This window comes from Halobacillus sp. Cin3 (assembly GCF_947311855.1).
Lineage (GTDB): Bacteria > Bacillota > Bacilli > Bacillales > Halobacillaceae > Halobacillus > Halobacillus kuroshimensis.
The window spans coordinates 14,340-39,098 of record NZ_CAMZMV010000002.1; the positions used below are offsets into that span (position 1 = coordinate 14,340).

26 protein-coding genes, 1 pseudogene and 1 riboswitch are annotated in these 24,759 nt (G+C 45.5%); of the genes and pseudogenes, 10 read left to right on the plus strand and 17 right to left on the minus strand.

The window, feature by feature from the left end; genetic code table 11:
• Window positions 1–24 precede the first annotated feature (24 nt).
• The 4 genes from menB to QMA39_RS08180 are packed head-to-tail and all read right to left on the minus strand — an operon-like array spanning window position 25 to window position 4,826.
• Window positions 25–843 (minus strand): 1,4-dihydroxy-2-naphthoyl-CoA synthase, encoded by an 819-nt coding sequence (gene menB / locus QMA39_RS08165; protein WP_027956475.1) that lies wholly within the window; start codon window positions 841–843, stop codon window positions 25–27.
• Between the two features lie 59 nt (window positions 844–902).
• Complete coding sequence (menH, locus tag QMA39_RS08170) at window positions 903–1,700, minus strand: 2-succinyl-6-hydroxy-2,4-cyclohexadiene-1-carboxylate synthase (RefSeq protein ID WP_281658396.1); 798 nt, start codon at window positions 1,698–1,700, stop codon at window positions 903–905.
• Window positions 1,690–3,435 carry a 2-succinyl-5-enolpyruvyl-6-hydroxy-3-cyclohexene-1-carboxylic-acid synthase gene (gene menD, locus QMA39_RS08175; protein ID WP_281658397.1) on the minus strand — a complete coding sequence of 582 codons (1,746 nt, stop codon included), beginning with the start codon at window positions 3,433–3,435 and terminating at the stop codon, window positions 1,690–1,692. The genes menH and menD overlap by 11 nt, the downstream gene beginning before the upstream one ends.
• Window positions 3,435–4,826, minus strand: a complete 1,392-nt coding sequence (locus tag QMA39_RS08180; RefSeq protein WP_281658398.1) for an isochorismate synthase — start codon at window positions 4,824–4,826, stop codon at window positions 3,435–3,437. The genes menD and QMA39_RS08180 overlap by 1 nt, the downstream gene beginning before the upstream one ends.
• A 223-nt stretch (window positions 4,827–5,049) precedes the next feature.
• Here QMA39_RS08180 and QMA39_RS08185 point away from each other — a divergent pair, with 223 nt between their 5' ends.
• The 3 genes from QMA39_RS08185 (at window position 5,050) to QMA39_RS08195 (ending at window position 6,925) form a co-directional block, all read left to right on the plus strand.
• Window positions 5,050–5,991: a 1,4-dihydroxy-2-naphthoate polyprenyltransferase gene (locus tag QMA39_RS08185; protein ID WP_206933624.1), complete on the plus strand. Its 942-nt coding sequence runs from the start codon at window positions 5,050–5,052 to the stop codon at window positions 5,989–5,991.
• A 124-nt stretch (window positions 5,992–6,115) separates the two neighbouring features.
• Window positions 6,116–6,511 (plus strand): hotdog fold thioesterase, encoded by a 396-nt coding sequence (locus QMA39_RS08190; RefSeq protein ID WP_156896526.1) that lies wholly within the window; start codon window positions 6,116–6,118, stop codon window positions 6,509–6,511.
• 33 nt (window positions 6,512–6,544) lie between these two features.
• Window positions 6,545–6,925, plus strand: coding sequence for a hypothetical protein (locus tag QMA39_RS08195; RefSeq protein ID WP_027956469.1), 381 nt, complete (start codon window positions 6,545–6,547; stop codon window positions 6,923–6,925).
• 38 nt (window positions 6,926–6,963) lie between these two features.
• On the opposite strand, the gene QMA39_RS08200 is transcribed toward QMA39_RS08195, so the two are convergent.
• From QMA39_RS08200 to QMA39_RS08225, 6 genes and pseudogenes are all read right to left on the minus strand, one after another.
• Window positions 6,964–7,272: a hypothetical protein gene (locus tag QMA39_RS08200; RefSeq protein WP_281658399.1), complete on the minus strand. Its 309-nt coding sequence runs from the start codon at window positions 7,270–7,272 to the stop codon at window positions 6,964–6,966.
• Between the two features lie 236 nt (window positions 7,273–7,508).
• Complete coding sequence (locus QMA39_RS08205) at window positions 7,509–8,111, minus strand: ECF transporter S component (RefSeq protein WP_027956467.1); 603 nt, start codon at window positions 8,109–8,111, stop codon at window positions 7,509–7,511.
• A 160-nt stretch (window positions 8,112–8,271) separates the two neighbouring features.
• Window positions 8,272–8,418: riboswitch (FMN riboswitch) on the minus strand.
• A 166-nt stretch (window positions 8,419–8,584) separates the two neighbouring features.
• Window positions 8,585–8,716: pseudogene (locus QMA39_RS08210) on the minus strand (hypothetical protein); the annotation flags it as partial.
• Between the two features lie 125 nt (window positions 8,717–8,841).
• Window positions 8,842–9,447 carry a YdhK family protein gene (locus QMA39_RS08215; protein WP_281658400.1) on the minus strand — a complete coding sequence of 202 codons (606 nt, stop codon included), beginning with the start codon at window positions 9,445–9,447 and terminating at the stop codon, window positions 8,842–8,844.
• 94 nt (window positions 9,448–9,541) lie between these two features.
• On the minus strand, window positions 9,542–11,560 hold the full coding sequence (locus QMA39_RS08220; protein ID WP_281658713.1) for a heavy metal translocating P-type ATPase: 2,019 nt from the start codon (window positions 11,558–11,560) through the stop codon (window positions 9,542–9,544).
• A gap of 130 nt (window positions 11,561–11,690) precedes the next feature.
• A complete protein-coding gene (locus QMA39_RS08225; protein WP_206933621.1) occupies window positions 11,691–12,017 on the minus strand; it encodes a four-helix bundle copper-binding protein in 327 nt (108 codons plus the stop codon).
• A 981-nt stretch (window positions 12,018–12,998) separates the two neighbouring features.
• On the opposite strand from QMA39_RS08225, the gene QMA39_RS08230 reads away from it, so the two are divergent.
• The 3 genes from QMA39_RS08230 to QMA39_RS08240 all read left to right on the plus strand — a co-directional run bounded on the left by QMA39_RS08230 (window position 12,999) and on the right by QMA39_RS08240 (window position 15,590).
• Entirely contained in the window at window positions 12,999–13,244 is a 246-nt protein-coding gene (locus QMA39_RS08230) for a DUF2164 domain-containing protein (RefSeq protein WP_206933618.1), read from the plus strand.
• Window positions 13,245–13,936: 692 nt separating this feature from the next.
• A complete protein-coding gene (locus QMA39_RS08235; RefSeq protein WP_281658401.1) occupies window positions 13,937–14,614 on the plus strand; it encodes a hypothetical protein in 678 nt (225 codons plus the stop codon).
• 256 nt (window positions 14,615–14,870) lie between these two features.
• Window positions 14,871–15,590, plus strand: a complete 720-nt coding sequence (locus QMA39_RS08240; protein ID WP_206933614.1) for a hypothetical protein — start codon at window positions 14,871–14,873, stop codon at window positions 15,588–15,590.
• A 51-nt stretch (window positions 15,591–15,641) separates the two neighbouring features.
• On the opposite strand, the gene QMA39_RS08245 is transcribed toward QMA39_RS08240, so the two are convergent.
• From QMA39_RS08245 to QMA39_RS08255, 3 genes are all read right to left on the minus strand, one after another.
• Window positions 15,642–16,553: a methyl-accepting chemotaxis protein gene (locus QMA39_RS08245; RefSeq protein ID WP_277988096.1), complete on the minus strand. Its 912-nt coding sequence runs from the start codon at window positions 16,551–16,553 to the stop codon at window positions 15,642–15,644.
• 130 nt (window positions 16,554–16,683) lie between these two features.
• Complete coding sequence (locus QMA39_RS08250) at window positions 16,684–16,896, minus strand: hypothetical protein (RefSeq protein ID WP_027956463.1); 213 nt, start codon at window positions 16,894–16,896, stop codon at window positions 16,684–16,686.
• A gap of 427 nt (window positions 16,897–17,323) precedes the next feature.
• Entirely contained in the window at window positions 17,324–18,382 is a 1,059-nt protein-coding gene (locus QMA39_RS08255) for a M20/M25/M40 family metallo-hydrolase (protein ID WP_281658402.1), read from the minus strand.
• A 119-nt stretch (window positions 18,383–18,501) separates the two neighbouring features.
• Here QMA39_RS08255 and QMA39_RS08260 point away from each other — a divergent pair, with 119 nt between their 5' ends.
• Entirely contained in the window at window positions 18,502–19,056 is a 555-nt protein-coding gene (locus tag QMA39_RS08260; RefSeq protein WP_206933610.1) for a thioredoxin family protein, read from the plus strand.
• 95 nt (window positions 19,057–19,151) lie between these two features.
• Window positions 19,152–20,150, plus strand: coding sequence for a potassium channel family protein (locus QMA39_RS08265; protein ID WP_281658403.1), 999 nt, complete (start codon window positions 19,152–19,154; stop codon window positions 20,148–20,150).
• On the opposite strand, the gene QMA39_RS08270 is transcribed toward QMA39_RS08265, so the two are convergent.
• The 3 genes from QMA39_RS08270 to QMA39_RS08280 form a co-directional block, all read right to left on the minus strand.
• The gene (locus tag QMA39_RS08270; RefSeq protein ID WP_027956459.1) at window positions 20,133–20,549 is read right to left on the minus strand and encodes a YugN-like family protein; all 417 of its coding nucleotides are present in this window, start codon (window positions 20,547–20,549) and stop codon (window positions 20,133–20,135) included. The two genes, QMA39_RS08265 and QMA39_RS08270, sit on opposite strands and share 18 nt — an antisense overlap.
• An 84-nt stretch (window positions 20,550–20,633) precedes the next feature.
• A complete protein-coding gene (locus QMA39_RS08275) occupies window positions 20,634–21,980 on the minus strand; it encodes a glucose-6-phosphate isomerase (RefSeq protein WP_027956458.1) in 1,347 nt (448 codons plus the stop codon).
• A gap of 157 nt (window positions 21,981–22,137) precedes the next feature.
• On the minus strand, window positions 22,138–23,304 hold the full coding sequence (locus tag QMA39_RS08280; RefSeq protein ID WP_027956457.1) for an iron-containing alcohol dehydrogenase: 1,167 nt from the start codon (window positions 23,302–23,304) through the stop codon (window positions 22,138–22,140).
• Window positions 23,305–23,445: 141 nt separating this feature from the next.
• On the opposite strand from QMA39_RS08280, the gene QMA39_RS08285 reads away from it, so the two are divergent.
• Window positions 23,446–23,691, plus strand: coding sequence for a DUF378 domain-containing protein (locus tag QMA39_RS08285; protein ID WP_027956456.1), 246 nt, complete (start codon window positions 23,446–23,448; stop codon window positions 23,689–23,691).
• Between the two features lie 40 nt (window positions 23,692–23,731).
• On the opposite strand, the gene yugI is transcribed toward QMA39_RS08285, so the two are convergent.
• On the minus strand, window positions 23,732–24,115 hold the full coding sequence (gene yugI / locus QMA39_RS08290; RefSeq protein WP_027956455.1) for a S1 domain-containing post-transcriptional regulator GSP13: 384 nt from the start codon (window positions 24,113–24,115) through the stop codon (window positions 23,732–23,734).
• A 167-nt stretch (window positions 24,116–24,282) separates the two neighbouring features.
• On the opposite strand from yugI, the gene QMA39_RS08295 reads away from it, so the two are divergent.
• On the plus strand, window positions 24,283–24,639 hold the full coding sequence (locus QMA39_RS08295; protein WP_027956454.1) for a helix-turn-helix transcriptional regulator: 357 nt from the start codon (window positions 24,283–24,285) through the stop codon (window positions 24,637–24,639).
• Window positions 24,640–24,759 lie beyond the last annotated feature (120 nt).

The following is a 24,759-nucleotide window of genomic DNA, read 5'->3' on the forward strand; positions in this document are numbered from 1 at the left end:
CCCTTCACTTATGATGTCCAGTTATTAAGGGAAACGAGGGAACTGATCGAAATCAGGTTTTCTCTTTTCCTTAAAGGCGTCGCGGCCTTCTTTTGCTTCATCTGTTGTGTAGTAAAGAAGTGTTGCATCTCCACCCATTTGCTGCAGACCTGCAAGACCATCTGTATCTGCGTTGAAGGAAGCCTTCAAGAAACGCAGGGCTGTCGGGGACTTATCCAGCATTTCACGACACCATTGAACCGTTTCTGCTTCAAGCTCCTCCAAAGGAACAACCGTGTTGACAAGGCCCATGTCCTCCGCTTCTTTTGCACTATATTGACGGCACAGGTACCAGATTTCCCGAGCTTTCTTATGGCCGACGATACGCGCAAGAAGACCAGAGCCATAACCGGCGTCAAAGCTTCCGACTTTCGGTCCTGTCTGGCCGAAGATCGCATTATCAGCAGCAATCGTCAGGTCACAGACAATATGTAGGACGTGACCCCCACCAATAGCATAACCGGAAACCATAGCTACGACCGGTTTAGGAATAACACGGATCAAACGTTGTAGGTCCAGGACGTTCAAGCGTGGAATCTGGTCGTTGCCGACATATCCACCGTGCCCACGTACTTTCTGGTCACCTCCGGCACAGAACGCATCATCACCGGCTCCTGCAAGAACAATCACACCGATTCTGGAATCGTCACGAGCATAGGCAAATGCGTCGATCAGTTCGGAAACCGTCTGCGGGCGGAACGCGTTGCGGACCTCCGGACGATTTATCGTTATTTTAGCAATTCCTTCGAAACGCTCGTACATAATATCTTCGTACTCGCGATCTTGAATCCAATCAAAAGACATATCATTTCCTCCTTCATTATGTTTCATCTATATACCCTCATGAAAAACGCTTTCATTGACTATTTTAACATGAAGCTATCTACAATTTTAGCAAAAATTCGCGGTTTCTCAAGGTGTACGGCATGTCCGGCCCCTTCCACCTCTTCCCAATGGACTTGCGGAAGCAGTTCAGACATCTGTTTGTTGATGTTTTGGAACTTCTCATCCTCCACCCCTGTAATAAGCCAGACTGGAACGGTTAAAGTAGTTAACTGTTCCCACCACGACGGTTGATGGCCTGTCCCCATCCCCGATAGTGATTCCGCAAGACCCTGCTTCTGCTGGCTGAGGCGCTCACTCCGGATCTGCTGCTTCCTCACTTCCGGGAGCCTTTCCTGGGTACGGAAGAGCGGAATCTGCTCCCAGTAATCAACGAAAGCATGCAGACCTTCCCGCAGAAGCATATCAGCCAGCGCTTTATCTTTGGCCTGTCTGGCCAGCTGTTCTTCCGTCGAAGCAAGACCAGGTGAAGCACTTTCCAGCAGGACACTTTTCACTTTATGTGGGTAAAGCATAGCAAAGGAAAGCGCAGCCCGGCCTCCAAGTGAATAGCCAAGCAGATGAACCTGTTCAATTTCCAAGCGATCCAGTAGTACATGAAGATCCCTGCAGAAACGCTCCATGGAAATCGTACCCAGCGGCCCGGTGTTCCCATGGCCGGGCAGGTCGACTTTAACGATATCATAAGATCCTGTTACGTACGACAATACCTCGTCAAAGGTCCCTGACGTACCGGTAAATCCGTGGAGGAGAAGGAGAGGCTCCCCTCTTCCTGTCCGCTCCACGCCGTATTGGCGGCCGTTTATATTACTGTTCATCGTTTTCCCTCCAACGGATCACTGCGTCATGAACATCATTCCACCGGGTATTATGAAAGTCGACATGGTCATCACGGCTGACCATTGCTTCAATCACCGTCAACTGCTGAGACGATGCGCTTTCAGCAACCGCCTGCCGATACTCTTCCCATGTCTGCACACACATGTGACGACCGCCATACATTTCAACCGCCGGCTTCAAATCAAGTCCAAGCGGCGTACCAAAGAGCTCTTCAAAATGCTTCGGATCCTTGGACTGGGGCAGGTAAGAGAAAATGCCTCCCCCATCATTGTTAATGACAACGATGGTCAAAGGAAGGCCCTGACTTTTCGCCATCCATAGACCGTTCATATCGTGAAAGAAGGAAATATCCCCAAGCAGCAGAGTCGTTTTCTGACCGGCCGCGGCTGTACCGAGCGCTGTACTAATGACACCGTCAATTCCGTTGGCTCCCCGATTGGCCATCATGGTCACCCGCTTCGGTGTCGACATGAAAAAGCTGTCAACATCCCGGATCGGCATGCTGTTTCCAATAAAAAAGGTGGACTGATCAGGAAGAGCCTCGGCAAGATAAGCCACTGCATGACCTTCATTCAAGGCTGCGGACGGATCTTTCATCATTTCGGTTTTGGCGATCGTGTTCATCTGCTGCCACTCTGCAAGCCACGTTGTCTGAACATTTCCTTCAGGAAGTTCAGCGGCTAACTGCCGGCAGAGTTCCACGGCTTCTGCCCAGATATACTGGACAGCAAGACCGGCCGGCTCCCTGTACCCCGGCTCATCATCGACAACGACATGGTCTACGGTATCCTTATGGTGCTGGACCCATTTTAAATACGTTTTAGATACAGGCATCGCTCCAAAACGAAGAATGTAGTCCGGCTTCATGGTTTCTTTTACCCAGGGAGACTTCAGGAGAGCTCCATAACTCTCAATGACATGCCGTTTATCGTGATCTCCGGCCCTGAGCTGGGATAAAGGATCAGCAAAAACCGGAACGCCAAGGCGGGCAGCCAGGTCCGTGACAGCTTCCGCGAGCTCCTCATCGATTTGAGGGCCTACGACGATCAACCCTTTATCCGAACGCCCGAGCTGCTCCAACAGGTCACTAACGGCCTGAGAATCCAGTTGTTTTTTCCCTGCAGCAGGAACCGGAACCGGCAGGGTCTCTCCACGCCATGCCCCTTTGAGAGAAAAATCAGGAATAAGCGGTTCCCTGAACGGAAGATTCAAGTGGACAGGCCCCGGCTGTCCGGAAACAGCTTGATCTACCGCTCTGGCCGCCTGCCTTCTTGCATATATGAAATTATTTTCCTCGGGCAGAGCCAAATCCGCATGAAATTTCACGTAATATCCGTACATCTGGAGCTGGTTGATCGCCTGCGGAGCACCGGTTTCACGGAGCTCATGCGGCCTGTCCGCAGTCAGAACAACTAGCGGAACACGACTATAGTACGCTTCAACAACAGCCGGGTAATAGTTGGCGGCGGCTGTCCCGGACGTACAGACAAGAGCTACCGGCTCCTTGGTCTGCCTGGCTATCCCCAGGGCAAAAAAAGCAGCTGACCGTTCATCAAGGTGAACCCAGTGTTTCACCTCTGAATGCTCAGCAAATGTCAGGGCCAGCGGCGTAGACCGGGACCCTGGGGAAATAACGACCTGCCTCACTCCTGAAAATGCGAGCTGGTCGACAAAATGTGTAACATACTTCGTTAAAGCTTCCACGTGTCCCATTACAAGCCTCCTAAAACTGTCAGCATCGGCTTAAGTTTAACAGCGGTTTCCTCATATTCCGCCTGTGGGTCGGAATCTTCCACCACTCCACAGCCCGCAAATAAGGACGCCTTATCCTGTTGAATAAGCGCTGAGCGGATGGCCACCGCAAACTCTCCGTTATTCTTCGCATCAAACCAGCCCACAGGACCAGCATACCACCCTCTGTTCAACCGTTCATACTGACGGATATAGGAAACGGCTTCCTGCTGTGGCATCCCGCCTAAAGCTGGTGTCGGGTGAAGTTTTTCAACAACGTCCAGAAGCGTATACCCTTCATCCAGTACGGCCGTTACAGGTGTATACAAGTGCTGAAGATTCTTCAACGGATACAGCACAGGAGCATCCGGGATTGAGACAGCGCTGGAACAGGCTTCCACCGCCTCTTTAATCATATCTACGACAAATTGATGTTCCTGGCGGTTTTTTGAATCGTTCAGCAGTTCCAGCCCGAGTGCTTCGTCCTCTTCAGACGTAGCTCCCCGCGGTATTGTTCCTGCCAGACAGGTAGATACAAGCCGGCGGTTTTCAAGCTTGGCAAGCCGCTCAGGAGTAGCCCCGACAAAATAATCCCCCTGGCTCTCAAAGGCGAAAATATAGCTGTTCGGCTGTGAATCAGCGAGCTCCTTGATCACAGAAGCAGCCTGAACAGCCTCCTGAAACTTTAGACGAAGTTCTCTGGCCAGGACAACTTTGCTGATTTTCCCGTGTCTGATATCTTCTGTTGCTTTTTTCACCGTTTCTTTCCATTGGGCAGGGGCTATTTCCTCCCTGCTTGTCACTACGGGAAATAACGGTTCAAAAGTATCGGATTTAAGCAGCGTTTCGCGCTGCTCCAAGAGCTGATGGACCATCTGCTTCAAATGGTCTTCGGGGAAAATGAGAACATTCATCGTTAAATAAGAAGCCCCGTCCACTTTCGTAAGCAGAAAAGCCGGAATCGTCATCTGACTGTCGGGGAAGCTTTCCCACAGGCGTTCATCCGCTTCTCCCGGATCAAAGCTGAACCCCCCCAAAGCGGCCAACCCCGTTCCCTTCTTCTGATAATCGTCATAGACAACAGCATTATCCATAAGCTTCTGCCACAATCTCTGCACTTCCTGAAAACGATCAGTACGTTCGGCGTAAAGCTGGCTGGCCCGTCCGATGCCGACCATCGTCAAGTCATTATCCGCACTCTGCCAGAACGTCCGGTGAAGATCAACCGCCTCACCGGTATGAAAAAACTGAAAAGCATCCATATCATCTATATGTTCAACGATACTTATACATTGAGGTTCCCCTAGAAGATGCGCTCTTTGAAGGGCTTCCCCTGCTATTTCTTCTATATGAGGGGCCTTCGTATGAAGCATATTCATTCCTCCCATTCCTTAAGGGACGTTGAGTAATCCATATTTACTACACAGTTAGGCGTAACTGCATGCACCACTCTCTATTTTATTCTCTTTTTTCTATTGACTCAAGAAATCTTACCTTCCAGGAGCATTTTCACCGAATGATTGACACCCCGGGACTCTTTCCCTAAACTTAAATTGTTATCATAAAAATTGTAGAATGACAAGGGAGAGAACATCGATGAGTTCCATACAAAACCAAAATATAAAAGCTTCCTTGAATGAACGTGAAGGTTTTCAGGTGTGGTGGAGACTGCTCCGCCCCCACACTTTGACGGCTGCTTTTGTCCCCGTTTTCGTAGGGACGATGCTGGCCGCCATCGAACAGTCCTTTGATTTCTGGTTGTTTGCAGCCATGCTGCTGGCTTCCATTCTCATTCAAGCGGCTACGAACATGTTTAACGAATACTACGATTATGTGAGGGGTCTGGATAATGAGAACTCCGTCGGCATCGGAGGTACCATTGTCCGTGACGGGATCCGGCCGCAGATGGTATTGCTGCTGGCTCTCAGCTTTTTCGCTGCTGCCGGACTGCTCGGTGTCTATATATGCGCCTCCTCCAGCTGGTGGGTGGCTGCTGTCGGACTTGTATCCATGTTGTTCGGCTACCTTTACACCGGTGGACCGTTTCCCATCGCCTATACACCGCTCGGTGAACTGACAGCAGGCTTCTTTATGGGCACCATCATAATAGCGATCAGCTACTACATCCAAACGATGACGCTTACCGCTGATGTGCTGATCGTTTCTGTTCCCGTCGCCATCTTCGTCGGCTGCATCCTGTTAGCCAACAATATCCGCGACAGGGAAAACGACGCCGAAAACGGCAGGAAAACTTTAGCGATCCTCTTCGGCCATAAAGGATCCATCCGCTTTTTGACAGCTCTCTTTGCCATCGCTTATCTTTGGACGGCTGTCCTTATGATCATCGGCCTGCTGCCATGGTGGTCCCTGGTGACTCTCATTAGTTTAGGAAAAGCCAGAAAGGCCATTCAGGGATTTATAGGAAAAAAAGAACCCCTGGAAATGATGCCGGCTATGAAAGCAACAGCGCAGACGAATACCCTGTATGGATTCCTCCTCGGATTGTCGCTGCTTATACAACTGTACTTCCCTCTTTGATATAAAAGGGAAACGACGTAAACACATTACACAATTGTCTGAAAGAAGGATGGAGAGCCATCCTTCTTTTCTATAGGTTTGACCATTGGATCAATGGGAATATTACATAAAGGATGGGATGACTATGAATGAAATGATGATGAAGAATACGTTGATGGAAGCCTTGGGGATGGAAGTCATGAAAGCAGAACCGGATCGTGTGGAAATGCGCATGCCAGTGGATGCCCGCACTCATCAGCCGATGGGATTCCTCCACGGTGGTGCGAACGTCGCCCTTGCCGAAAGCGCAGCAAGTATCGGCGGATTTTTAAACATCGATGCCAAAGAGCAGCAGGTCTTCGGTATTGAAATCAACGCCAACCATATGAAGAGCGCGAGAGAAGGGTACGTGACAGCGACGGCTGTCCCTTCCCATATTGGTAAAACAACGATGGTATGGGAAATCCGCATCGTACATGAATCCGGCACCCTGCTCTGCATTTCCAGATGCACCCTCGGGGTCGTTCCTTTAAAAAAGTAAGCCATCCTTATAAAAAGGAAGGAGACATGAAGCATGTTATCAGACAAGCAGATTCAACAATTTAAACAGCAGATCATAGAAATGAAAGAAGAAGCTGAACAGGAAATGGAAAAGTACAAAGAGGACGATGCCAAGGAGCTTTATCCGAATGACCGGACAGGGGAAATTTCCAGCGTCGCGGACCACCCGGGAAACCTTGGGACAGATCAGCACGAACGGGAAAAACGCCACACATTTTATGAACAGGCAAGAGAGAAGCACATGGAAGCGGAAGACGCCCTGAAACGAATCGAGGAAGGCCGTTACGGCGTCAGTGAAAAATCAGGAGATCCAATCCCTGTCGAAAGACTTGAAGCTCTTCCAACCGCCCGCTACACCGTTGAAGAAGAACGGGAAATAGAAAAGGATGCCTGATAAAAAGGATGCCGTCATTAAAACGGCATCCTCTTTTGTCAATCCATCTCCCGACGCTGTTCGGAAGGTTCTTCATCTAAATCCGGCTCTTCTTCGTCCATATTGAACGGCGTATCCCGTTCCCCGCTCTGTCGTACATCCCTTTCATAATCCCGTCTCATTTCATCGATGTCCTGGTGCTCCCGATTGTTGCGGAAACGCTGTTCCTCCGGCATTTCATTCCTATCTGTACGTTCATAACGGGCAGGCTCATAATTCATATCCTCCGGCCCATCCTCGTTCCCGTTCATTCCACAGCCACTTAAGGTAACCATCACCAGCAAAGCAGCTCCCATGATTTTTTTCATCCATGAACACCTCTTTCCAAATAGTAAGAGCATATTTACTTTCTCCTTTTACGATGGTTTTACACATGGGAGAACGCACTGGCTTTCCAGCTCATAGATAAAGACCCTGACATCCCAGCCAGCATCTTGAAAAAAACCCTATGTTTTTCTATAAGTGAAGGACATTCTTTCCTCTATGTCATTTTCCTTTTCAATATAAAAAGAACCGGCGAGTTATTAACTCGCCGGCTTTCCCTTTACGCCGCAGATGAGGAACGTGGACTTTTCTGTTCAATCCAAGGCTTCATACGTACAAAGAGCAGCGTGAACAACGCACTTACTATAATTCCTTTAAGAGCGTTGAAAGGAAGAATCCCCGCCACTACCGTAATCCACTTCACCTGGGCACTCATCGTTTCCCATCCCATGAACCAGCTGTAGGCTGGTAGAATAACGAAGTAATTGAGCACACCCATACCGAACGCCATAATCAAAGAACTCGTCACAAGTCCTGATACAAGCGATTTAACACTCTTGAATTTGTGATAGATCATCGTTACCGGAAGGATAAACAAGAGACCTGCTGCAAAATTTGCAACTACGCCTACAGGGTCTCCTGCACCGGTATATATAAAATAAAGACCATTTTTTAACGCTTCAACAAGGATGCCTGCTGCGGGTGTAAACATGATGCCTGCAAGCAATGCAGGTACATCACTGAAATCCACTTTCAAGTACTGCGGAAGCAGCGGCAGCGGAAAGTTCAGCAGCATCAGGACCATGGAAATGGTCCCAAACAAAGCAATCGTAATCAGTGTAAATAATTTTCTTGATGACTGAGCCGGATAACGGTTCATCATCGATCTCCCCCTTCATCTTTACACATTGATTCACATCCCAGATGAAGGTGAGCGGCTGAGCCTGACCAATAAAAAAACCCCTGAAGCATTGGGCTTAGGGATGGTCTTGGTCCACGGCTAAATAGAGGCAGCATATCTAGCATGCGCTGCCTGTTCCGCTCGACATCTTCTCCCATCCAGACTGTAACTGTCGGTCCCGGACTCTCACCAGGTCAGCCATGCAGAAGAACTGCACGGGTCACGGACTTAAAGGTCACTATGCCTTCTTACCGTCGGTCGGGAATTTCACCCTGCCCCGAAGATGGAATCAATATAATTTTGTAACTTCATTTTATATAAAACCTTATGATATCGCAAGTTTAAAGTTTTGCGACTGACCATTTTTGGTTCTTTTAGGATTAAAAAGGACGGCTGTTGACGAGTTTCGTCAACAACCTAGAAAGATTTGACCTTCGATTCGTTTTGGTTTAGTAAGGTGCGAAGTCCAAAGCCTGTAAGCCAATCAACATAACTGGGCCATAGATTAAAAAGCCGATAGCAATAAGGGCCAAGTTATCGATCAAAGGGTTTCCAGCAGGATTCAACCAGTAAACAAACACTGAAATCAAAGGTCCACCTATTTTTCTGCATAAAAAGGCCGTTGCCGCACATTCAGCGTTGTAAATAAAAAGTGACCTCATCTTCTTTAGAGGTCACTTTATTACAAATCAGCTTCTGGTTTTCCTTTGACTTATTTACTTTTCAATTCACTCTCTGTAAGCCATTTATGATTTGTAACTTTTTCGCCTCCATCTGTCGGTGTATAGTCAACCATATAAACAGTTGTTTTCTCACCTGATTCTATAACAGCTTCTGCTCCATTCATACCTTCCATATGAGAAGCTTCAAGAGTTACTTCTTTTCCCTTTGGAAGCTCCTCTTCAGTTGCTCCTGCAATTTCTTCATGAATGACCCATTTATGGTTTTCTACTCTCTCTCCTCCATTTGTTGGATCATACGAAACTATATAAGCTACAGTATCAAACGCTCCTGTAATAGTAGCTTCTGCTCCATCCATACCTTTCATGTGGTCGGCTTGAATAAGAGCCTGACTTCCAACCTTAAACATTGGATTTTCCTCTTCTTCTAAGCCTTCCGGAATTTCACTTGATCCAGAATGATTCATGTTATCATGGGTCTCTTTCTTTTCACCACTATGATCTTCAGATGACATTTCCTCATTATTGTTTTCATTTTGGTCAGACTCATTATTACTACTATCTTCATTTCCCATAGAACAAGCTGCTAGCGTTAGTAACAATAATAGAAGCAATGCACTCACATTATATTTTTTCATGACTCATAATCCTCTCCTTTTTCATTAATCATATTTAGGTGTCACACCATAATATCAGTAAACATATACTGCTATTTGATTATATTATTAATTTTCACTCTGTCTTTAATAATTTTGCATTAACAGCCACCACAACTGTACTTAAGCTCATTAAGACTGCTCCTACAGCTGGACTAAGTAAAAAGCCCAAAGGCGCCAGTATGCCGGCAGCTAAAGGAATGGCAAAGATGTTATATCCTGCAGCCCACCAAAGGTTCTGGACCATCTTTTTATACGTGTTTTTCGATAAACGTATAATGGAGACAATATCCTTTGGATTGCTTTTTACTAATACAATGTCTGCTGTTTCAACTGCGACATCTGTTCCACTTCCTATAGCTATACCTACATCTGCAGTTGCTAAAGCAGGTGCATCGTTGATTCCATCCCCGGTCATCGCCACTTTTTTTCCCTGTGACTGTACTTCCTTTACTTTATCGGCCTTATGGTCAGGTAATACCTCAGCGTAAACTTCGTCAATGCCCAGTTGGGCAGCTACCCAGTCTGCGACTTTCCGGTTATCGCCAGTAAGCATAACTGAATGAATTTGGTTTGCCTTAAGCTCTGCTATAGCTTCTTTAGCCGAATCTCGTACCATATCAGCGAGGGCTATCATTCCTATAAATTGATCGTCAAGTAAAACGAATACCACTGTCTTCCCTTGTCCTGATAAGCCATTAAAAGAATCTTTGTCATAGGAATAGCCTTCGTCCTCCATATAACCAGGACTCATAACTTTCACTTCTTTTTCATCAACCAACCCTTTTAGGCCTTTCCCCGTAATAGACTCAAAGCCTTCAACTTTTCCAAGTGATATCTTTTGTTCCCTGGCTTTCTCTAAAATCCCTCTAGCTAGTGGGTGTTCAGAATTTTGCTCAACACTTGCAGCCCAGTACAACACAACATTTTCCTCTAGTTCATTTGGAATAATATCCGTGACACCAAATTCACCTTTGGTTAACGTACCTGTCTTATCAAAAATAACCGCATCTATATTTCTAGCATTTTCGAACTGCGTCCTATTTCTTATTAACAGCCCTTGCTTAGCAGATAACGAAGTAGAAACCGCCACCACGAGGGGAGCAGCAAGACCCAGAGCATGCGGGCAGGTAATGACCATAACGGTAACCATACGTTCCAAGGCTATATCAAAAGAATACCCTAACGCCATCCATATAATAAAGGTTGTAATTCCTGCACCAAGGGCTAAGTAAAAAAGCCATTTAGCTGCCCTGTTAGCGAAATCTTGAGCGCGGGATTTTGAATTTTGGGCTTCCTGAACTAATTTAATTACTTGAGACAAATACGTATCGTCCCCCGTTTTCTTCACTTGAACTGTAAGACTGCCTTCTTTATTCATTGATCCCCCAATCACTTCATCATCTGTTTCTTTTTCTACAGGTACAGACTCTCCAGTAAGCATGGATTCATCAATAGCCGACTTCCCATCAGTAATAAGACCGTCAACAGGGATTTTTCCCCCCGGTTTTACAACCACTAAATCTTCTGAGTGCAGCTCATTTAATGGGACATCCTCTGTTTCCCCATTTTCTTTTAAACGATGCGCTTCATTAGGCATTAATTTGACTAATTCTTGAAGAGCATTGGAAGCCCCCATCACTGATTTCATTTCAATCCAGTGTCCCAGCAGCATAATGTCTATTAATGTTGCTAATTCCCAAAAGAAATTTCTACCTGCCCATCCGAAAACAACAAGGGAACTATACACATAAGCAACAACTACAGCCAGCCCTATAAGAGTCATCATCCCGGGGTTTTTCTGTTTTAATTCACCAATAGCTCCCGTAAGAAATGGCCAACCACCGTAGAAAAATACGAACGTTGCTAAACCAAATAATACATACTGGTCATATTGAAAAGAAATGTCTAAACCTATAAAGTTCTGAATCATTGGTGACAAGATAAGAATAGGCAAAGTTACGATTAAAGACACAAAAAACCTCTTCTTAAATTCTTCAACCATTGATCCATGATCGTGTCCTGCGTGACTATGATGCTCATGACCTTCATGGCTATGGCTATGATCCTCGTGTGTGTCATGGGTAGAACTCATTTTCAAAGAAAACCCTCCATTCTATTTTGCATTTATATTCAATACCATTACCTAGTAGGGGTATAAATAAACTCAAAAAATAAAAGGCCGGATTTAAGCCGGCCTTTCTTATATTATTCGTTGAATAGGGTTAAGCGATACTCTTACATGCATCTGCGCATTTGAAACACGCTTCCGCACATTTTTGGCAATGCTCATGATTATGTTTTTGACATTCGTTACCACAGGCCTCACAAATTTTTGCACAGACATTAGCAAGTTCAGCAGCAAAAGGTGTGTTTCTTACTAATGATTGTTCAAGATAGGAACACATATCTGCACACTCTCGATCTAATCGAATACATTCAGCCATCATTTTCACATCTTCTTCTTTTAAGCAAGAGTCATAACAATGATTACAAGCTTCCATACATTCATGTAGGGATTGTATTACCGACTGATACTGTTCATGAGACACAAGTAACGACCTCCTATTAATATTGATTTTACATTTTTTACAATAACCTATGTATTTTCAAATTAAACATACTTCCACTGCAAAAGATCAGTATCATTGAGCTTCCCATTTTGTATATTGCAGATTATTACATGGAACTTATTGTTACATGATTCAATCTTGCTATAATACCCAACAAAAACTTATAAGAAGTTCCCTCTTTGTGTATAGACCATAAATTTTAATCTTTTGAATTCCCCACAAATAGTATTGTTGACTTACCTTCCATACATGACAATGCCCGCCTTCTGTGGTAAGTACTTTTTAACTTCTTATTTTCTTCTTGCTTATATACTTGTTCTCAGGTTACTCTATACCTCTAAAACATATGCATTTCAATGGAGGTAAACTGTGACAGAGCACCAAGTAGGACAATGCATGCTGAGAAGATGTACAAGCTGCCATTATAAAAAGTCAGTGATAACCCAATTGATCGTTAGGCCGTTGGAAGATACCTATGTAACCATCCTCTGGATACAATGTCCTAAGTGCGGATTGATGGACATTCAAGTTATCCCAGATCAGCGCTAGGTCTTCTCTCTCATTTCATTATAATGTTAGTTTCCGAGCACATTTTGGCAAGGTTTTCCTTTGTAGGTTTTGGTATAATCATTCAGTCCAACCTTAAAGGAGGCTGTATCATGGATATATGCGAAAACTTAAAACATCAAATTGACCTCAAACGCGAAGAAATGCACGATGCCTACCTTGTCGAAAAGAATTACTCTAAATGTGTTACTAAATCTCAAGAACTTGATCTATTGATTAACAAATTTATGAGAATCTGCAAATAACGATCAATTCTTATGAACGCTCTCTTCTTTGTTTGAACTCTCTAAAATATCGAATAATCGTTGGACACAGATATTAATAAAATGAAAGTCTTCAATGCATTTTATCAGCGTTATATAATACTCCTGTTGTTTATAAAGGAGTGATCATATGAAACATAATCTTACGAAAGAACAGAGACAAATGATGATTGAAGAAATCGAACAGTTCTTCCTAAAAGAAAGAGATGAAGAACTGTCAGACTTTGCTGCAGAGAGCATCCTTGATTTCTTCAAAGATTCACTAGCCTCCCACTTCTACAATAATGCGGTGAACGATGCGATATCTGTGTTGCAAACACAATATTCTTCCATCGAAGAAGAAGTAAGAACACTCGAAAACCCTATAAGGCGATGAATTTTCTAAAGTGAATCCATTGGGTTCACTTTTTTTATTCCTATATTTAATAGAGAATTTCCTTGCCTAAATGGTACAAGGATGAAGTGTTTTTTACAGGTAATGGTAAAAGAAATTGGTAAGGATAAAAAAGCACATTTCTTGTCCACGCTGGCGCAGGTATTCCTTATACGCCATATGAAGTTAAAGTTCAGGACCTCAAACATACAATGATCACATATCTTCTCCAATAAGAAGAAAGCTTAAAAAAACACCCAAGAACAGGCTGTAATTCGGGTTCGCGTATAACTACAGATACTTATAGCCATGTAATTATAAAGGAAACAATCTATGACAGATGGAGTCAAAGAATTCAATCCAAAGCTCTTCGTCTACAAGTGAGAACACCTATTGCGGTGCTCATTTTTCAAACACCTTCACACCGATGGATATTACGTAGAAAACGAGCCAGGCGTTGATTTACTCACGCTGACTCGAAGATGAAATCAATATAATCTTGGTGATATCAGGAAGTTCTGACGGCTGGTTCCACCCTCTGTTTTCATCAAAAGGTTGTTCTGTTAAATCTACCACATTGGCCTACACCGTCTACCTAAGGATGAATACGATACCAATGTACAACACAATAATATGGATAAAGGTGGAAAACCATGGCGAATTGCAGGAAAATTTCCGTCCCCAGGAAACTGCCAATGAAGTTTCCTAAGAAAAAATGGAAGTGTGAGAAACATCATGATTGTACGTCCGGATGTAAGTGTCATTTTAAAAAGCCTGAACGTAAGCCCGCCAAATTGAACAGTGACTGCTTCGTAGAAAATGCTTTGGTTGGAACCAAGCAGGTACAGAAAGTTGCTGAATCCACCCTGCCGCTCAGTCTATTTCCAGCTGATGGAATTACATTTGGCAGTCTGGTATCTGTAGAAGTTGTCCCTGACTTGGAGAATATTACAATGAACGCGCGTATCATTAAAAACAAAGTCGTCAATATTGGCTTAATTCCGGCTGCAGTGACTGTCAATTTCCTTGATGGCGATGGAGCTTTGGCAACGGGTGTCTTAAATACTTCCATCCCGTTCCAAGCCCATACGGATTTCCCTGGGGCGTGTCCGGAAGATACGTTGACTGAAACACCGCTGGAAGTCGAAGGGATCTTTACGCAGGAGGGAGTTCCCATTGTCGATTTAGCTGGGTTAGGGCTGGTAGACGGGATCATTGTGAAAATCATCCTTCAAACCACAATCACGGTTACGAGACCTGTCATTCGTGACGCGCACGGAACCGTTTGTGATTTGAACCCCGACCGCTGCAAGCAGGACACTGACGCTCCATCCTTTACATTCCCCGGCCCGGAAGACGACGGAATCCTTTAATGGAAAAGAAAGAGAGCTTATCGGGTGATAAGCTCTCTTTCTTTTCCATTAAACACCGGTCCTTCTTATGCTAATTCCCCGATCAGGAATCCGGTGTGCTGCAGACACGTCCATGATCAGGCAGGTCTTTCAGCGGTATTTAACCGAATCTTACAGCCTATTCCAATAAATCTATCACACTGGCCTACACCGTCTATCCCTTCAGGAATAGTATACCTATGTACAACACAAATTCATTGATAAAGGTGGAAAAAATATGGCGCACTGCAGGAAAATTTCCGTGCCGGGGAAACTGCCGATGAAGTTTCCTAAGAAGAAAGAGAAATGCGAGAAAAAACATTATTGTCCGTCCGGATGTAAGTGTAACTTCAAAAAGCCTGAACTTAAGCCCGCCAAATTGAACAGTGACTGCTTCGTAGAAAATGCTTTGGTCGGAACCAAGCAGGTACAGAAAGTTGCTGAAGCTACCCTGCCGCTCAGTGTATTTGCAGCTGCAGGTGTAACCATTGGCAGCCTTGTATCTATAGAAGTCGTCCCTAATTTGGAAAACATTACGATGAACGCCCGTATCATCAGAAACAAAGTTGTCAACATCGGTCTGATTCCAGCGACCGTTACCGTCACATTCCTTCCTGATGGGGGTACTTTGACTACAGGGGTTGTCAATACTTCGATCCCATTCCAAGCCCACACTGACTTTCCAGGCGCCTGTCCAGAAGATAACCTGACGGAAACACCACTGGAAATTGAGGGGATTTTCACCCAGGAAGGCGTTCCTGTTGTAGGAGCTGCCGGCCTCACTCTAGTAGAAGGAATTATTGTGAAAATCATTCTTAAAACAACAATCACGGTTACTCGTCCGGTCATTCGCGACGCACACGGAAATGTCTGTGATTTGAATCCTGACCGCTGCAAACAAGATACAGACGCCCCATCTTTCACTTTCCCAGCTCCTGATGACGGAGGTCTTCTATAATGCAAAAGAGAGCCCGCCACATGGCAGGCTCTCTTTTTTTCCATTCCAGTTTTATATCAATTCCTTCAAGGACTGCGCTTCTTTGTTAACCGCTTCTCCTGCTTCGACTACCTGCTGATAGCCACGGGATGCACCTTCGAGGTTATGCAGTGCTTCCACCAGTTCCTTTTGAATCATCTCGGTCCCCTGATTGATACGGGTGATTTCTTCCGTAATCTTGTCCACATTTTCCCGGACTTCCCCAATGGAATGCTCCACTTTGTTGGAGAGCTTCCGGACTTCCTTAGCAACCACATCAAATCCTCGACCGTGCTCCCCTGCCCTTGCGGCTTCTATAGCAGCATTTAATGACAAAAGATTCGTCTGGGAGGCGATTTCCTTAATGGTTTTCACAACCCCCTGGATATTCTGCGCCTGTATTTTCAAACCTGCCAGTGTTTTCGTGTTCTCTTTGGAAGTCTCATTAATGAGAGCAATCTGACTGTTCAAAGCCTTATGCTCCTCCATCCCTTCCTCAGCTCGGTTGTTCAAGTTCAAGGATACATTCTGAAGCTCTTCCACCGTTCCGGTCAATTCATTCTGCCTCGGTGTGATGTCAGAAGCCACCTTCATTATCCCGATAATGCTTCCGTTCTTATATACAGGCATGTAAGTAGCTTCCAGCCACACTTCATGACCTGAAGCATCTTTGCGCTTAATCTTATCCTGAAAGCTTTTCCCATTCCACAACGCACGCCAGAATTGTTCATACGCGTTGCTTTGCGTGAAATCACTGAAGCAGAATTCCTTGTGATGCCTGCCAATCAAATCCTGGCTCTTCCGATAGTTCATCGTCTGTGCAAAAATATCGTTCGCATAGGATACCCTGCGGTCCTTCCCAAAAAATATGAGGGCCAGATGATCCTCAACCGCTTTAAACAATTCGACATGGGTCGTTTCTTTTTCTACGACATCCCAATCCAAATTTCTCCGCCTCCAGAAATTGCAAAGTTTTAAATCCAATCGTCTTGATTTAAGTATAACAGAGGCGGTTCCTGAACAGTCTTGAAAATGAGCCGTAATTATGTAAAAAAATACATAAAAAATCCCGCTCCTAATGAGCAGGACCATCCACTTTATCCGTCGCGTCCAGCAGAAGCCTCAGTGTTGCAGAAACCGTTGAGACGTCTACGAGGCCGTCTTCACTGTCTTTCACTTTTCCTAACTGAAGCATAATGTAGTCATCATACCCCTGAACGTGAACCTGGCCGGCATTGATTCTTCCTTTCAACATTACAATCTGCTGATGCAGTGCTTCACGGTCCATGCCGATCACTCCTTAACACTATAGAAGATTATATCGGCTAGTGTCCCCAAATATGCATGAAAATAAACAAAATACTATAGAACGTTGAGGGAGTGGCTGGTATAAAACGATTTTACACACAGATGGTTGATGATACCGGACTTTGCGAGAGCATGTGTTTTTCATGTAATCATAAGTTCAGCTGTTGAAAATGAATCTCAACAGCTGAAGGAATATACGAGCCCTGGACATGATGGTTTGAACAAAAAGAAGATTATCAAGCGTCTATCATCCCACTCTATTCCCTTTCACCTCAGGTGATTTCACGAGGAGTGCTCGGTGGTGACGCCTCCAGGAACAGCTGAGGCCGTGCCCACGATAAGCATCCACCGATACGCCGTTCGGGAAACCTCTGACTTATTGAAGGAACAGCATATCCTCAGTCATTTTAATCATCCAGTGGATTTAGACTTTCTTTTCCAGTCATGCCGGCGATCATTTCGACAAGAAGGGTGATTTCCTCTTCCATATCCTGAATGCTCGCTGTTTCTACAGGGGAATGCATATACCGAAGCGGCAGCGAGACAAGACTGACCGGCACACCTTTCCCTGTCAACCGCATCTTATCAGCATCCGTACCTGTCGCTCTGGGAGTCAGTTCATATTGAACATCCATATCGAGAGAGGAGGCTGTCTTTTCCAGCAGTTGATTAATTTTGCGGTTTATCGGAGCCCCTTTGGCAAGTACCGGACCCTTCTCAAGACGGACGTCCCCGTGTTTCCGTTTGTCTACACCCGGATAATCCGTAGCGAACGTCACGTCACAGGCAATGGCCATCGTAGGTTCTATGCCTGCTGCTGCAAAATAGGCACCGCCCATATTCGTTTCTTCATTCACCGTGCTCGCTGCATACACACCGACATTCAATTTTTTCTCAGATAAGCGGCGCAGCACTTCCCCGACAACGAACTGACCGGTCCGGTTATCAAGACCACGGCCGGCTATGTATCGGTCCATCAGCACTTCCGGCTCCCTTTTATAAACGGCCAGATCGCCAATCTGTACGAACTTTTCGACTTCCTCCTTGGATTTGGCTCCGCAGTCGATAAACAGTTCTTCAAGTCCGAAGTCTCCCTTCAGTCCACCGTGGTGCTGGGCATTGACACCAATGACGCCGGTTAGTGTCCCGCCGTGACCTTGAATGCTCACTTTCATCCCTACGGCCGCTTTAGGGTTAATGCCCCCCATCTTATCGACATACACATACCCGTTCTCATCGATCCGATTGACGACAAGAGCAATTTCATCACAATGACCCGCCAGCATGATTTTGAAATCCGCTTCCGGGTTGAGCACAGCAATCGCATTGCCGGCATGATCGGTCTGAATCTCATCTGCGTAAGGACGCATTTCTTCGATCCAGCGTTTTTGTATTTCCATCTCCATACTCGACGGAGACGGGGTATTTAACAATTCCATTAGAAAGTCCAGACGTTCTTTTTCCACAGGTAAACACCCTCCTTCGTAATTATCTTAACAAAAAAACAGACGGACTTCATATGGATGCATACTTCTGTTCTTTTTAGGGAAAAGGAATAGGTAGGCATTAGAAAGGAGAATTTCTTATGGACTTGAACCAGCAGTTTTACGAAGGAATGCAGCCTCAGGAATATGTGGATCAGATGCAGTCCCATCAAAATGATTTTTTGTACATATATGAACACTTCTCTACACAAGTGGAGGATGTACCTCTTTTTGAAAACGTACAGAACAAACAGTGGAGAGCTTTGGTGCTGACCGAAGACTGGTGCGGCGATGCAATGCTGAACCTGCCTATTTTCCTCAGGATTTCAGAAGCCGGACAGATCGATACGCGCTTTTTCCTCCGGGATGATAACCCGGAGCTGATGGACCGCTATTTAACAAATGGCACCTCCCGTTCCATTCCAAAAATCATTCTGATCGATCCAGAAGGGAAAGAAGCCGCTGTCTGGGGGCCTCGGGCACCGGAACTGGAACAGTACGTAACCGACTCTCTTACAAACCTCCCAGATAAAGAAGCACCGGATTACGAAGAAAAGCGCAGGGAAGTCCTGCTTTTCGTTACAAAAGCCTTCCGTGATAACCAGGATCTATGGCAGTACGTCTATGAAGATATGAAACAGACCCTTCAATCCTGACACACCAAAACCTGCTTTCTCCATGAAGCAGGTTCTTTTTACGTTTGTTTTGCCTGGATTCAAGCCATACTGTAGGTAAAAAAGGGGGCCGGGTTATGCAGCACCTCATCCGCCTTTACTTTCAACTGCCTTTATTTGTCCGCCTTTTAAGTACGGTATTCTTCACGATGACCTTATTCGGCATCATTATCCATATCATCGAACCTGAGAATTTCCCTACCTTTTTTGACGGATTATGGTGGGCTTTCGTAACAGGTGCCACTGTGGGATACGGGGACTATGTGCCTTTAAGTCCTGCGGGGAAAGCTGTGGCTATTCTATTAATTCTCTCGGGAGGAGGGCTCGTCACCTTTTATATGGCCACGTTATCAGCTTCTACGGTGGAGCATGAAACCAGTTTGTCCGAAGGTCGTGTTCCGTATAAGGGAGCCAATCACATTGTCCTGATCGGCTGGAATGAGCGGACCCGCCACTTAATTGATATGCTGCAGGATCAGAACCTTCACGAACGGATCGTGATGATTGATCAGACCATGAACCAGTTTTATCAGCGCTTGCCAAGCGTCCACTTTATCAGCGGCAGTGCGACAAATGAAGACACGCTGGAGCATGCCAATATTAAAGAAGCCCGGATGGCAATCATCACGGCAGATCCATCCATGGAGGAACAGCAGTCGGACCAGGCTGTGATCCATCAGATTGTTGCCTTGAAAGGGCATCACCCGGAATTGTTCATTATCGCGGAGGTGCTGACAGACCGCCAGAAAATTAATGCGCAGCGTGCCGGCGCCAGTACAATCATCCGTTCCAATGACTTTATGAGCAGCCTGTTTTACCAGGAGCTTTACCGCAATGATCCTGTCAAACCATTCGAGCTCCTCCTTTCCCTGTTGACCGAGCGTCAGTTTCACGAAGAGAAAGTTACCGAAACACTCGCAGGTCACCCGATCTTAACGGCTTATGAATTTTTCTTAAAAAAAGGATGCCAGATTATCGGCATCCGAAAAAATGGAGAGCTGTCCTTTCACCTTGACGAAAACATCGAATTGGAAAAGGGAGATGAGCTCATATTGTTCTCACCTCTGAGGAAGTAGCACTTCTTCTGCCGCCTGAAGGAGCTCTTGACCTGATTGGATGTGTTCTTCCGGAAAAGAGGCATCTTTATCCACAGGCTCTTGGAACTGGTCAAAAATGGCCCGGATGTTCCCTTCTTTGACATTGTCATCAAGACCGGGATTGTATTTATGAGAAAGCAGAAACGGCTCCGTCATCTCAATCATGGCGTAATCTGATGGGGCATCAAGGGATCCGGACGTCACTACAAAAGGCAGGCGGATAAATTGATAGCCAACGCGGTCATCAATTTTATAATCAAAATAGCCGTGTTCATAATCCCAGTTGTCCGCCAGTTTAAATCCGATCGTTTTCAAAGCTGCTTCTGCATCCTGAAAAGAAAAGACCTGTCCCGTCAATGAAGAGGTTAAAGGTATCATTGTCATTCCTCCTTTATGTTTTACTATGCCCCAATAAAAAAAGCGCGGCTCATCCAATTCATGGATGAGCCACGCTTTTGCGCTTTACAGGCGTTTTTCGAGTTTTTCTTTTTCTTCTTCAAATCCAGGCTTGCCAAGAAGGGCGAACATATTCTTCTTATACGCTTCCACTCCAGGCTGATCAAACGGGTTGACCCCGAGAAGATAGCCACTGATGGCACAGGCTTTCTCGAAGAAGTATACAAGATAACCAAACGTGTAGGCGTCACGCTTCGGAAGGTGAACAATCAAGTTCGGAACATCCCCATCTGTATGCGCCAGCATTGTACCAAGGTATGCTTTTTCGTTGACCTTGTCCACAGTGCTTCCAGCCAGGTAGTTCAACCCGTCAAGGTTCTGATCATCTTCTTCAATGGTCATGTCAGAGCTTGGCGTTTCCACGTGAAGAACCGTCTCAAACAAGTCTCTGCGCCCTTCCTGAACATATTGTCCAAGAGAGTGAAGATCTGTAGAGAAGTTGGCAGAAGCCGGGAAGATCCCCTTCTGGTCTTTTCCTTCACTTTCGCCAAACAACTGCTTCCACCATTCAGAGAAGTACTGAAGGGATGGCTCATAGTTGATCAGCATTTCAATCGTTTTGCCTTTGTTGTAAAGAACGTTACGAACCGCTGCATATTGATAGGCCGGGTTTTCAGAAAGCTTTTCGGCACTCAGCTCCTGGCGGGCCTTCTGCGCCCCTTCCATCATGGCATCAATATCAATGCCGCTCGCTGCAATTGGAAGCAGTCCAACAGCAGTAAGGACAGAATAACGACCGCCCACATCATCAGGGACCACAAAGGATTCGTATCCCTGCTCATCAGCAAGTGTCTTCAATGCACCTTTGTTGGCATCCGTCGTAGCATAAATACGTTTCTGCGCTTCTTCCTGCCCATATTTGTCCTCCAGGAACTTTCGGAAGACACGGAATGCAATCGCCGGCTCTGTCGTCGTTCCGCTTTTAGAAATGACGTTAATGGAAACATCTTTATTTTTAAGGACATCAAACAGCTCATTCATGTATGGAGCGCTGATGCTGTTTCCTACGAAGAAGACCTGTGGTGTGTCACGGTCTTCCTTCGCCAGCGTGTTGTAGAAACTGTGGTTGAGCATTTCCAAGGCTGCTCTTGCCCCTAAGTATGAACCGCCGATACCGATGACAAGAAGGACGTCCGAGTCGGATTTAATTTTTTCTGCGGATTTTTTAATGCGGGCGAATTCTTCCTTATCATAGTCCTCGGGAAGATCGACCCACCCTAGAAAGTCGTTACCTGCTCCTGTCTTTTCATGGAGCGCTTTGTGGGCTGTTGATACAGCACCCTGCATATATTCCAATTCATGTTCGCCAAAGAATGGCAGCGCTTTTTCATAATCAAAACGAATATGTGTCATGTCATACCCTCCAAATCGTCAATTTTATACCTGACCAATTTCACTTTATCGAAACCTCCATAGCAAATCAAGCAAAGCTCCACTTGTAAACGGATACATCGGGAAAATGTTTTGTAAAAGAAAAAGGCACGGATCCCCGCGCCTTTTTCGATAAACCTTATTTAGACATTTCCAGGATTTCTTGAACGTCTTCTTCGTGCAGCTTGTTAAAGTTACCGAATGGTCCGCGTTTCATCGCACGGTCAACGATTACGTCAAACTTATCATCGCCGATGTCATAGTCAGCAAGCGTTTGGGGTGCACCAAGGGATGTCCAGAATTTACGAAGTTCCTGGATACCTTCTTCAGCCACTTCACGCTCTGATTTCCCTTCAGTTTCTACACCAAACACTTTTTCACCAAGACGGGCAAAGCGGGAAACATTAACCTCAAGGTTATGCTTCATCCAGTTCGGGAATAGAATCGCCAGTCCACCGGCATGCGGAATGTCATAAACCGCTGAAACCGCGTGCTCGATGTTATGGCTTGCCCAGTCTCCGCGGTAACCCATCTGCATCATCCCGTTCAATGCAAGCGTACCTGCATAAAGGATCGTTTCACGATGCTCCAGGGATTCAAGGTCTTGAAGCAGCTTCGGAGCTGTTTCAATGACAGAGCGGAGGACACCTTCAATCATCTCATCCTGCACAGGAGACTGTGTCGGATTGTGGAAATACTGTTCGAATAGGTGTGTCATCATATCGACAATGCCATATACTGTCTGATCTTCAGGAACCGTTGCAGTGTAGGCCGGATCAAGAATAGAGAAGGCCGGGTTGGTCAATGGAGCCGCACCCCATCCGTATTTCTCATTCGTTTCCCAATTGGTAATAACAGCGCCCGCATTCATTTCAGAGCCTGTCGCTGCAAGCGTCAGCACTGTACCGAATGGAAGAGCATCTTCAGGTGTCGCCTGACGGGTTACGAGATCCCAAGGGGCACCCTCATATTTAGCACCTGCAGCGATGGTTTTCGTAGCATCAATGACACTACCGCCACCGACAGCAAGAAGAAAATCAACATTTTCCTGTTTGGAAATCTCCACCCCTTTTTCGACCGTTGTCAATTTAGGGTTTGGTTCAACTCCGGAAAGCTCAAGAACTTCAACCTCAGCTTTTTTCAGCTGGTCCATGACCTGGTCATAAACGCCGTTTTTCTTAATACTGCCTCCGCCGTATACAACAAGGACTTTTTTCGCCCCTTCCGGCAGCTGGCCGGGCAGTTGTTCAATTTGATCTTTACCAAAGATCAGTTTGGTTGGGTTATGAAATGTAAATGTATCCATGGATTGGAAGCTCCTTTCTTTTCTTAACGTGCTTTCCTATTATCCCCGATAATTTGAAGAATCTCAAAAGAAATGCTGTCTGGAATGAACATCGGCTTCGAGATCCATACTAAATACAAGAGAAGAAAAGGAGGTCTGAATATGAGCTGGATACAACGGACGGCTCTCCTGCTGATCATCATTGGCGCCATCAACTGGGGACTTATCGGACTTTTCCAGTATGATCTTGTTGCCGGGCTGTTTGGCGGTGGTGAGCAGCGTGCATTCCTTGCGCGTATCATCTATACGGCTGTAGGGATCAGCGGACTTATTGCGATTTCCCTTTATTTCATCCCCGCAGCACAAAACAGTGATGTACCGGCCGACACAGCTGTTGAACACGAATAAAAAAAGAGACCAGGGCAGGCCCTGGTCTCTTCTTCATTCCTTATTTGCGGAATTTTTCGCGGTCATCAGACTGTTTGATCCAGTCTTCAAGCTTGTCTTTCAGCGTGTTGAAGCCTGCAGCTTCTTCCTGCTGTTTTGGAGCCGCCTGTTTACGTGGACGACGCTCCTGCTGTTTAGGTGCTTCCTGAGTCGCACGGATGGATAGAGAATACTTGTTGCTCTTCTCATCGATGTTCAGAATTTTAACCTGAACTTCATCTCCTTCAGAAAGGTGTTCATTAATATCTTTTACATAACCGTGAGTAACCTCGGAAATGTGTACAAGACCTTGAACCTGCTCATCCAATGCTACAAACGCGCCGTAAGGCTGAATGCCTGTGACTTTACCTTCTAATACTTGACCTTCTTGGAACTTCTCTGACATGCTATACAACTCCTGATTCATTAAATATTCGCTTCTTTTCACGCAATAAATGATTTTACCACAAAGGCGCGAAATAAGCAATATCCCGTCTATGTTCACGAATCGTTCAGACATCATTTGTTCGCATCGTGATATACTAGAAAAAAGAATAAAGGAGGATTCAGCGTATGTCCGTAGGAAACAATATCCGAAAGTACCGGGAAATGAAGAAATTCACGAAAGAGGAACTGGCTCTCAAAGCCCGGATGGGCGTCCACACATTGGAAAGTTATGAATCTAATGAGCGCACACCAGAACTTGATACCGTCTTAAAGATCTCGACGGTTCTGGATATTCCCGCCTCCGAACTGATGGAATTCCACGATGAAGATGAATCTCCTTTTGACGAAGAACTTACACAGCTGGTCCAGGACATCGGCGTCAAAAGCTCTAAACTGATCTTAAGGAAAGCCCGTGACTTTTCAGAACAGGACGTACTCCGGGCTATGAATCTGCTTTATGACCTGAATCAGCAGAAAAATTAAAAAAGAGGTTTATAAACTATGAAACAGGGTTATATTAAATAACGTAAGACTTTCTCGTATTCCCCCTGTGTAAGCAAAGCGAGCGTTCGCTTTGCTTTTTTTTTTGGCCAAAATCCCTTC

Coding starts and splice junctions, on each gene's coding strand:
- menB (WP_027956475.1), bottom strand. CDS start 843: ATGTCTTTTGATTGGATTCAAGATCGCGAGTACGAAGATATTATGTAC.
- menH (WP_281658396.1), bottom strand. CDS start 1,700: ATGAACAGTAATATAAACGGCCGCCAATACGGCGTGGAGCGGACAGGA.
- menD (WP_281658397.1), bottom strand. CDS start 3,435: ATGGGACACGTGGAAGCTTTAACGAAGTATGTTACACATTTTGTCGAC.
- QMA39_RS08180 (WP_281658398.1), bottom strand. CDS start 4,826: ATGCTTCATACGAAGGCCCCTCATATAGAAGAAATAGCAGGGGAAGCC.
- QMA39_RS08185 (WP_206933624.1), top strand. CDS start 5,050: ATGAGTTCCATACAAAACCAAAATATAAAAGCTTCCTTGAATGAACGT.
- QMA39_RS08190 (WP_156896526.1), top strand. CDS start 6,116: ATGAATGAAATGATGATGAAGAATACGTTGATGGAAGCCTTGGGGATG.
- QMA39_RS08195 (WP_027956469.1), top strand. CDS start 6,545: ATGTTATCAGACAAGCAGATTCAACAATTTAAACAGCAGATCATAGAA.
- QMA39_RS08200 (WP_281658399.1), bottom strand. CDS start 7,272: ATGAAAAAAATCATGGGAGCTGCTTTGCTGGTGATGGTTACCTTAAGT.
- QMA39_RS08205 (WP_027956467.1), bottom strand. CDS start 8,111: ATGATGAACCGTTATCCGGCTCAGTCATCAAGAAAATTATTTACACTG.
- QMA39_RS08215 (WP_281658400.1), bottom strand. CDS start 9,447: ATGAAAAAATATAATGTGAGTGCATTGCTTCTATTATTGTTACTAACG.
- QMA39_RS08220 (WP_281658713.1), bottom strand. CDS start 11,560: ATGAGTTCTACCCATGACACACACGAGGATCATAGCCATAGCCATGAA.
- QMA39_RS08230 (WP_206933618.1), top strand. CDS start 12,999: ATGAAACATAATCTTACGAAAGAACAGAGACAAATGATGATTGAAGAA.
- QMA39_RS08235 (WP_281658401.1), top strand. CDS start 13,937: ATGAAGTTTCCTAAGAAAAAATGGAAGTGTGAGAAACATCATGATTGT.
- QMA39_RS08240 (WP_206933614.1), top strand. CDS start 14,871: ATGGCGCACTGCAGGAAAATTTCCGTGCCGGGGAAACTGCCGATGAAG.
- QMA39_RS08250 (WP_027956463.1), bottom strand. CDS start 16,896: ATGGACCGTGAAGCACTGCATCAGCAGATTGTAATGTTGAAAGGAAGA.
- QMA39_RS08260 (WP_206933610.1), top strand. CDS start 18,502: ATGGACTTGAACCAGCAGTTTTACGAAGGAATGCAGCCTCAGGAATAT.
- QMA39_RS08265 (WP_281658403.1), top strand. CDS start 19,152: ATGCAGCACCTCATCCGCCTTTACTTTCAACTGCCTTTATTTGTCCGC.
- QMA39_RS08270 (WP_027956459.1), bottom strand. CDS start 20,549: ATGATACCTTTAACCTCTTCATTGACGGGACAGGTCTTTTCTTTTCAG.
- QMA39_RS08275 (WP_027956458.1), bottom strand. CDS start 21,980: ATGACACATATTCGTTTTGATTATGAAAAAGCGCTGCCATTCTTTGGC.
- QMA39_RS08280 (WP_027956457.1), bottom strand. CDS start 23,304: ATGGATACATTTACATTTCATAACCCAACCAAACTGATCTTTGGTAAA.
- QMA39_RS08285 (WP_027956456.1), top strand. CDS start 23,446: ATGAGCTGGATACAACGGACGGCTCTCCTGCTGATCATCATTGGCGCC.
- yugI (WP_027956455.1), bottom strand. CDS start 24,115: ATGTCAGAGAAGTTCCAAGAAGGTCAAGTATTAGAAGGTAAAGTCACA.
- QMA39_RS08295 (WP_027956454.1), top strand. CDS start 24,283: ATGTCCGTAGGAAACAATATCCGAAAGTACCGGGAAATGAAGAAATTC.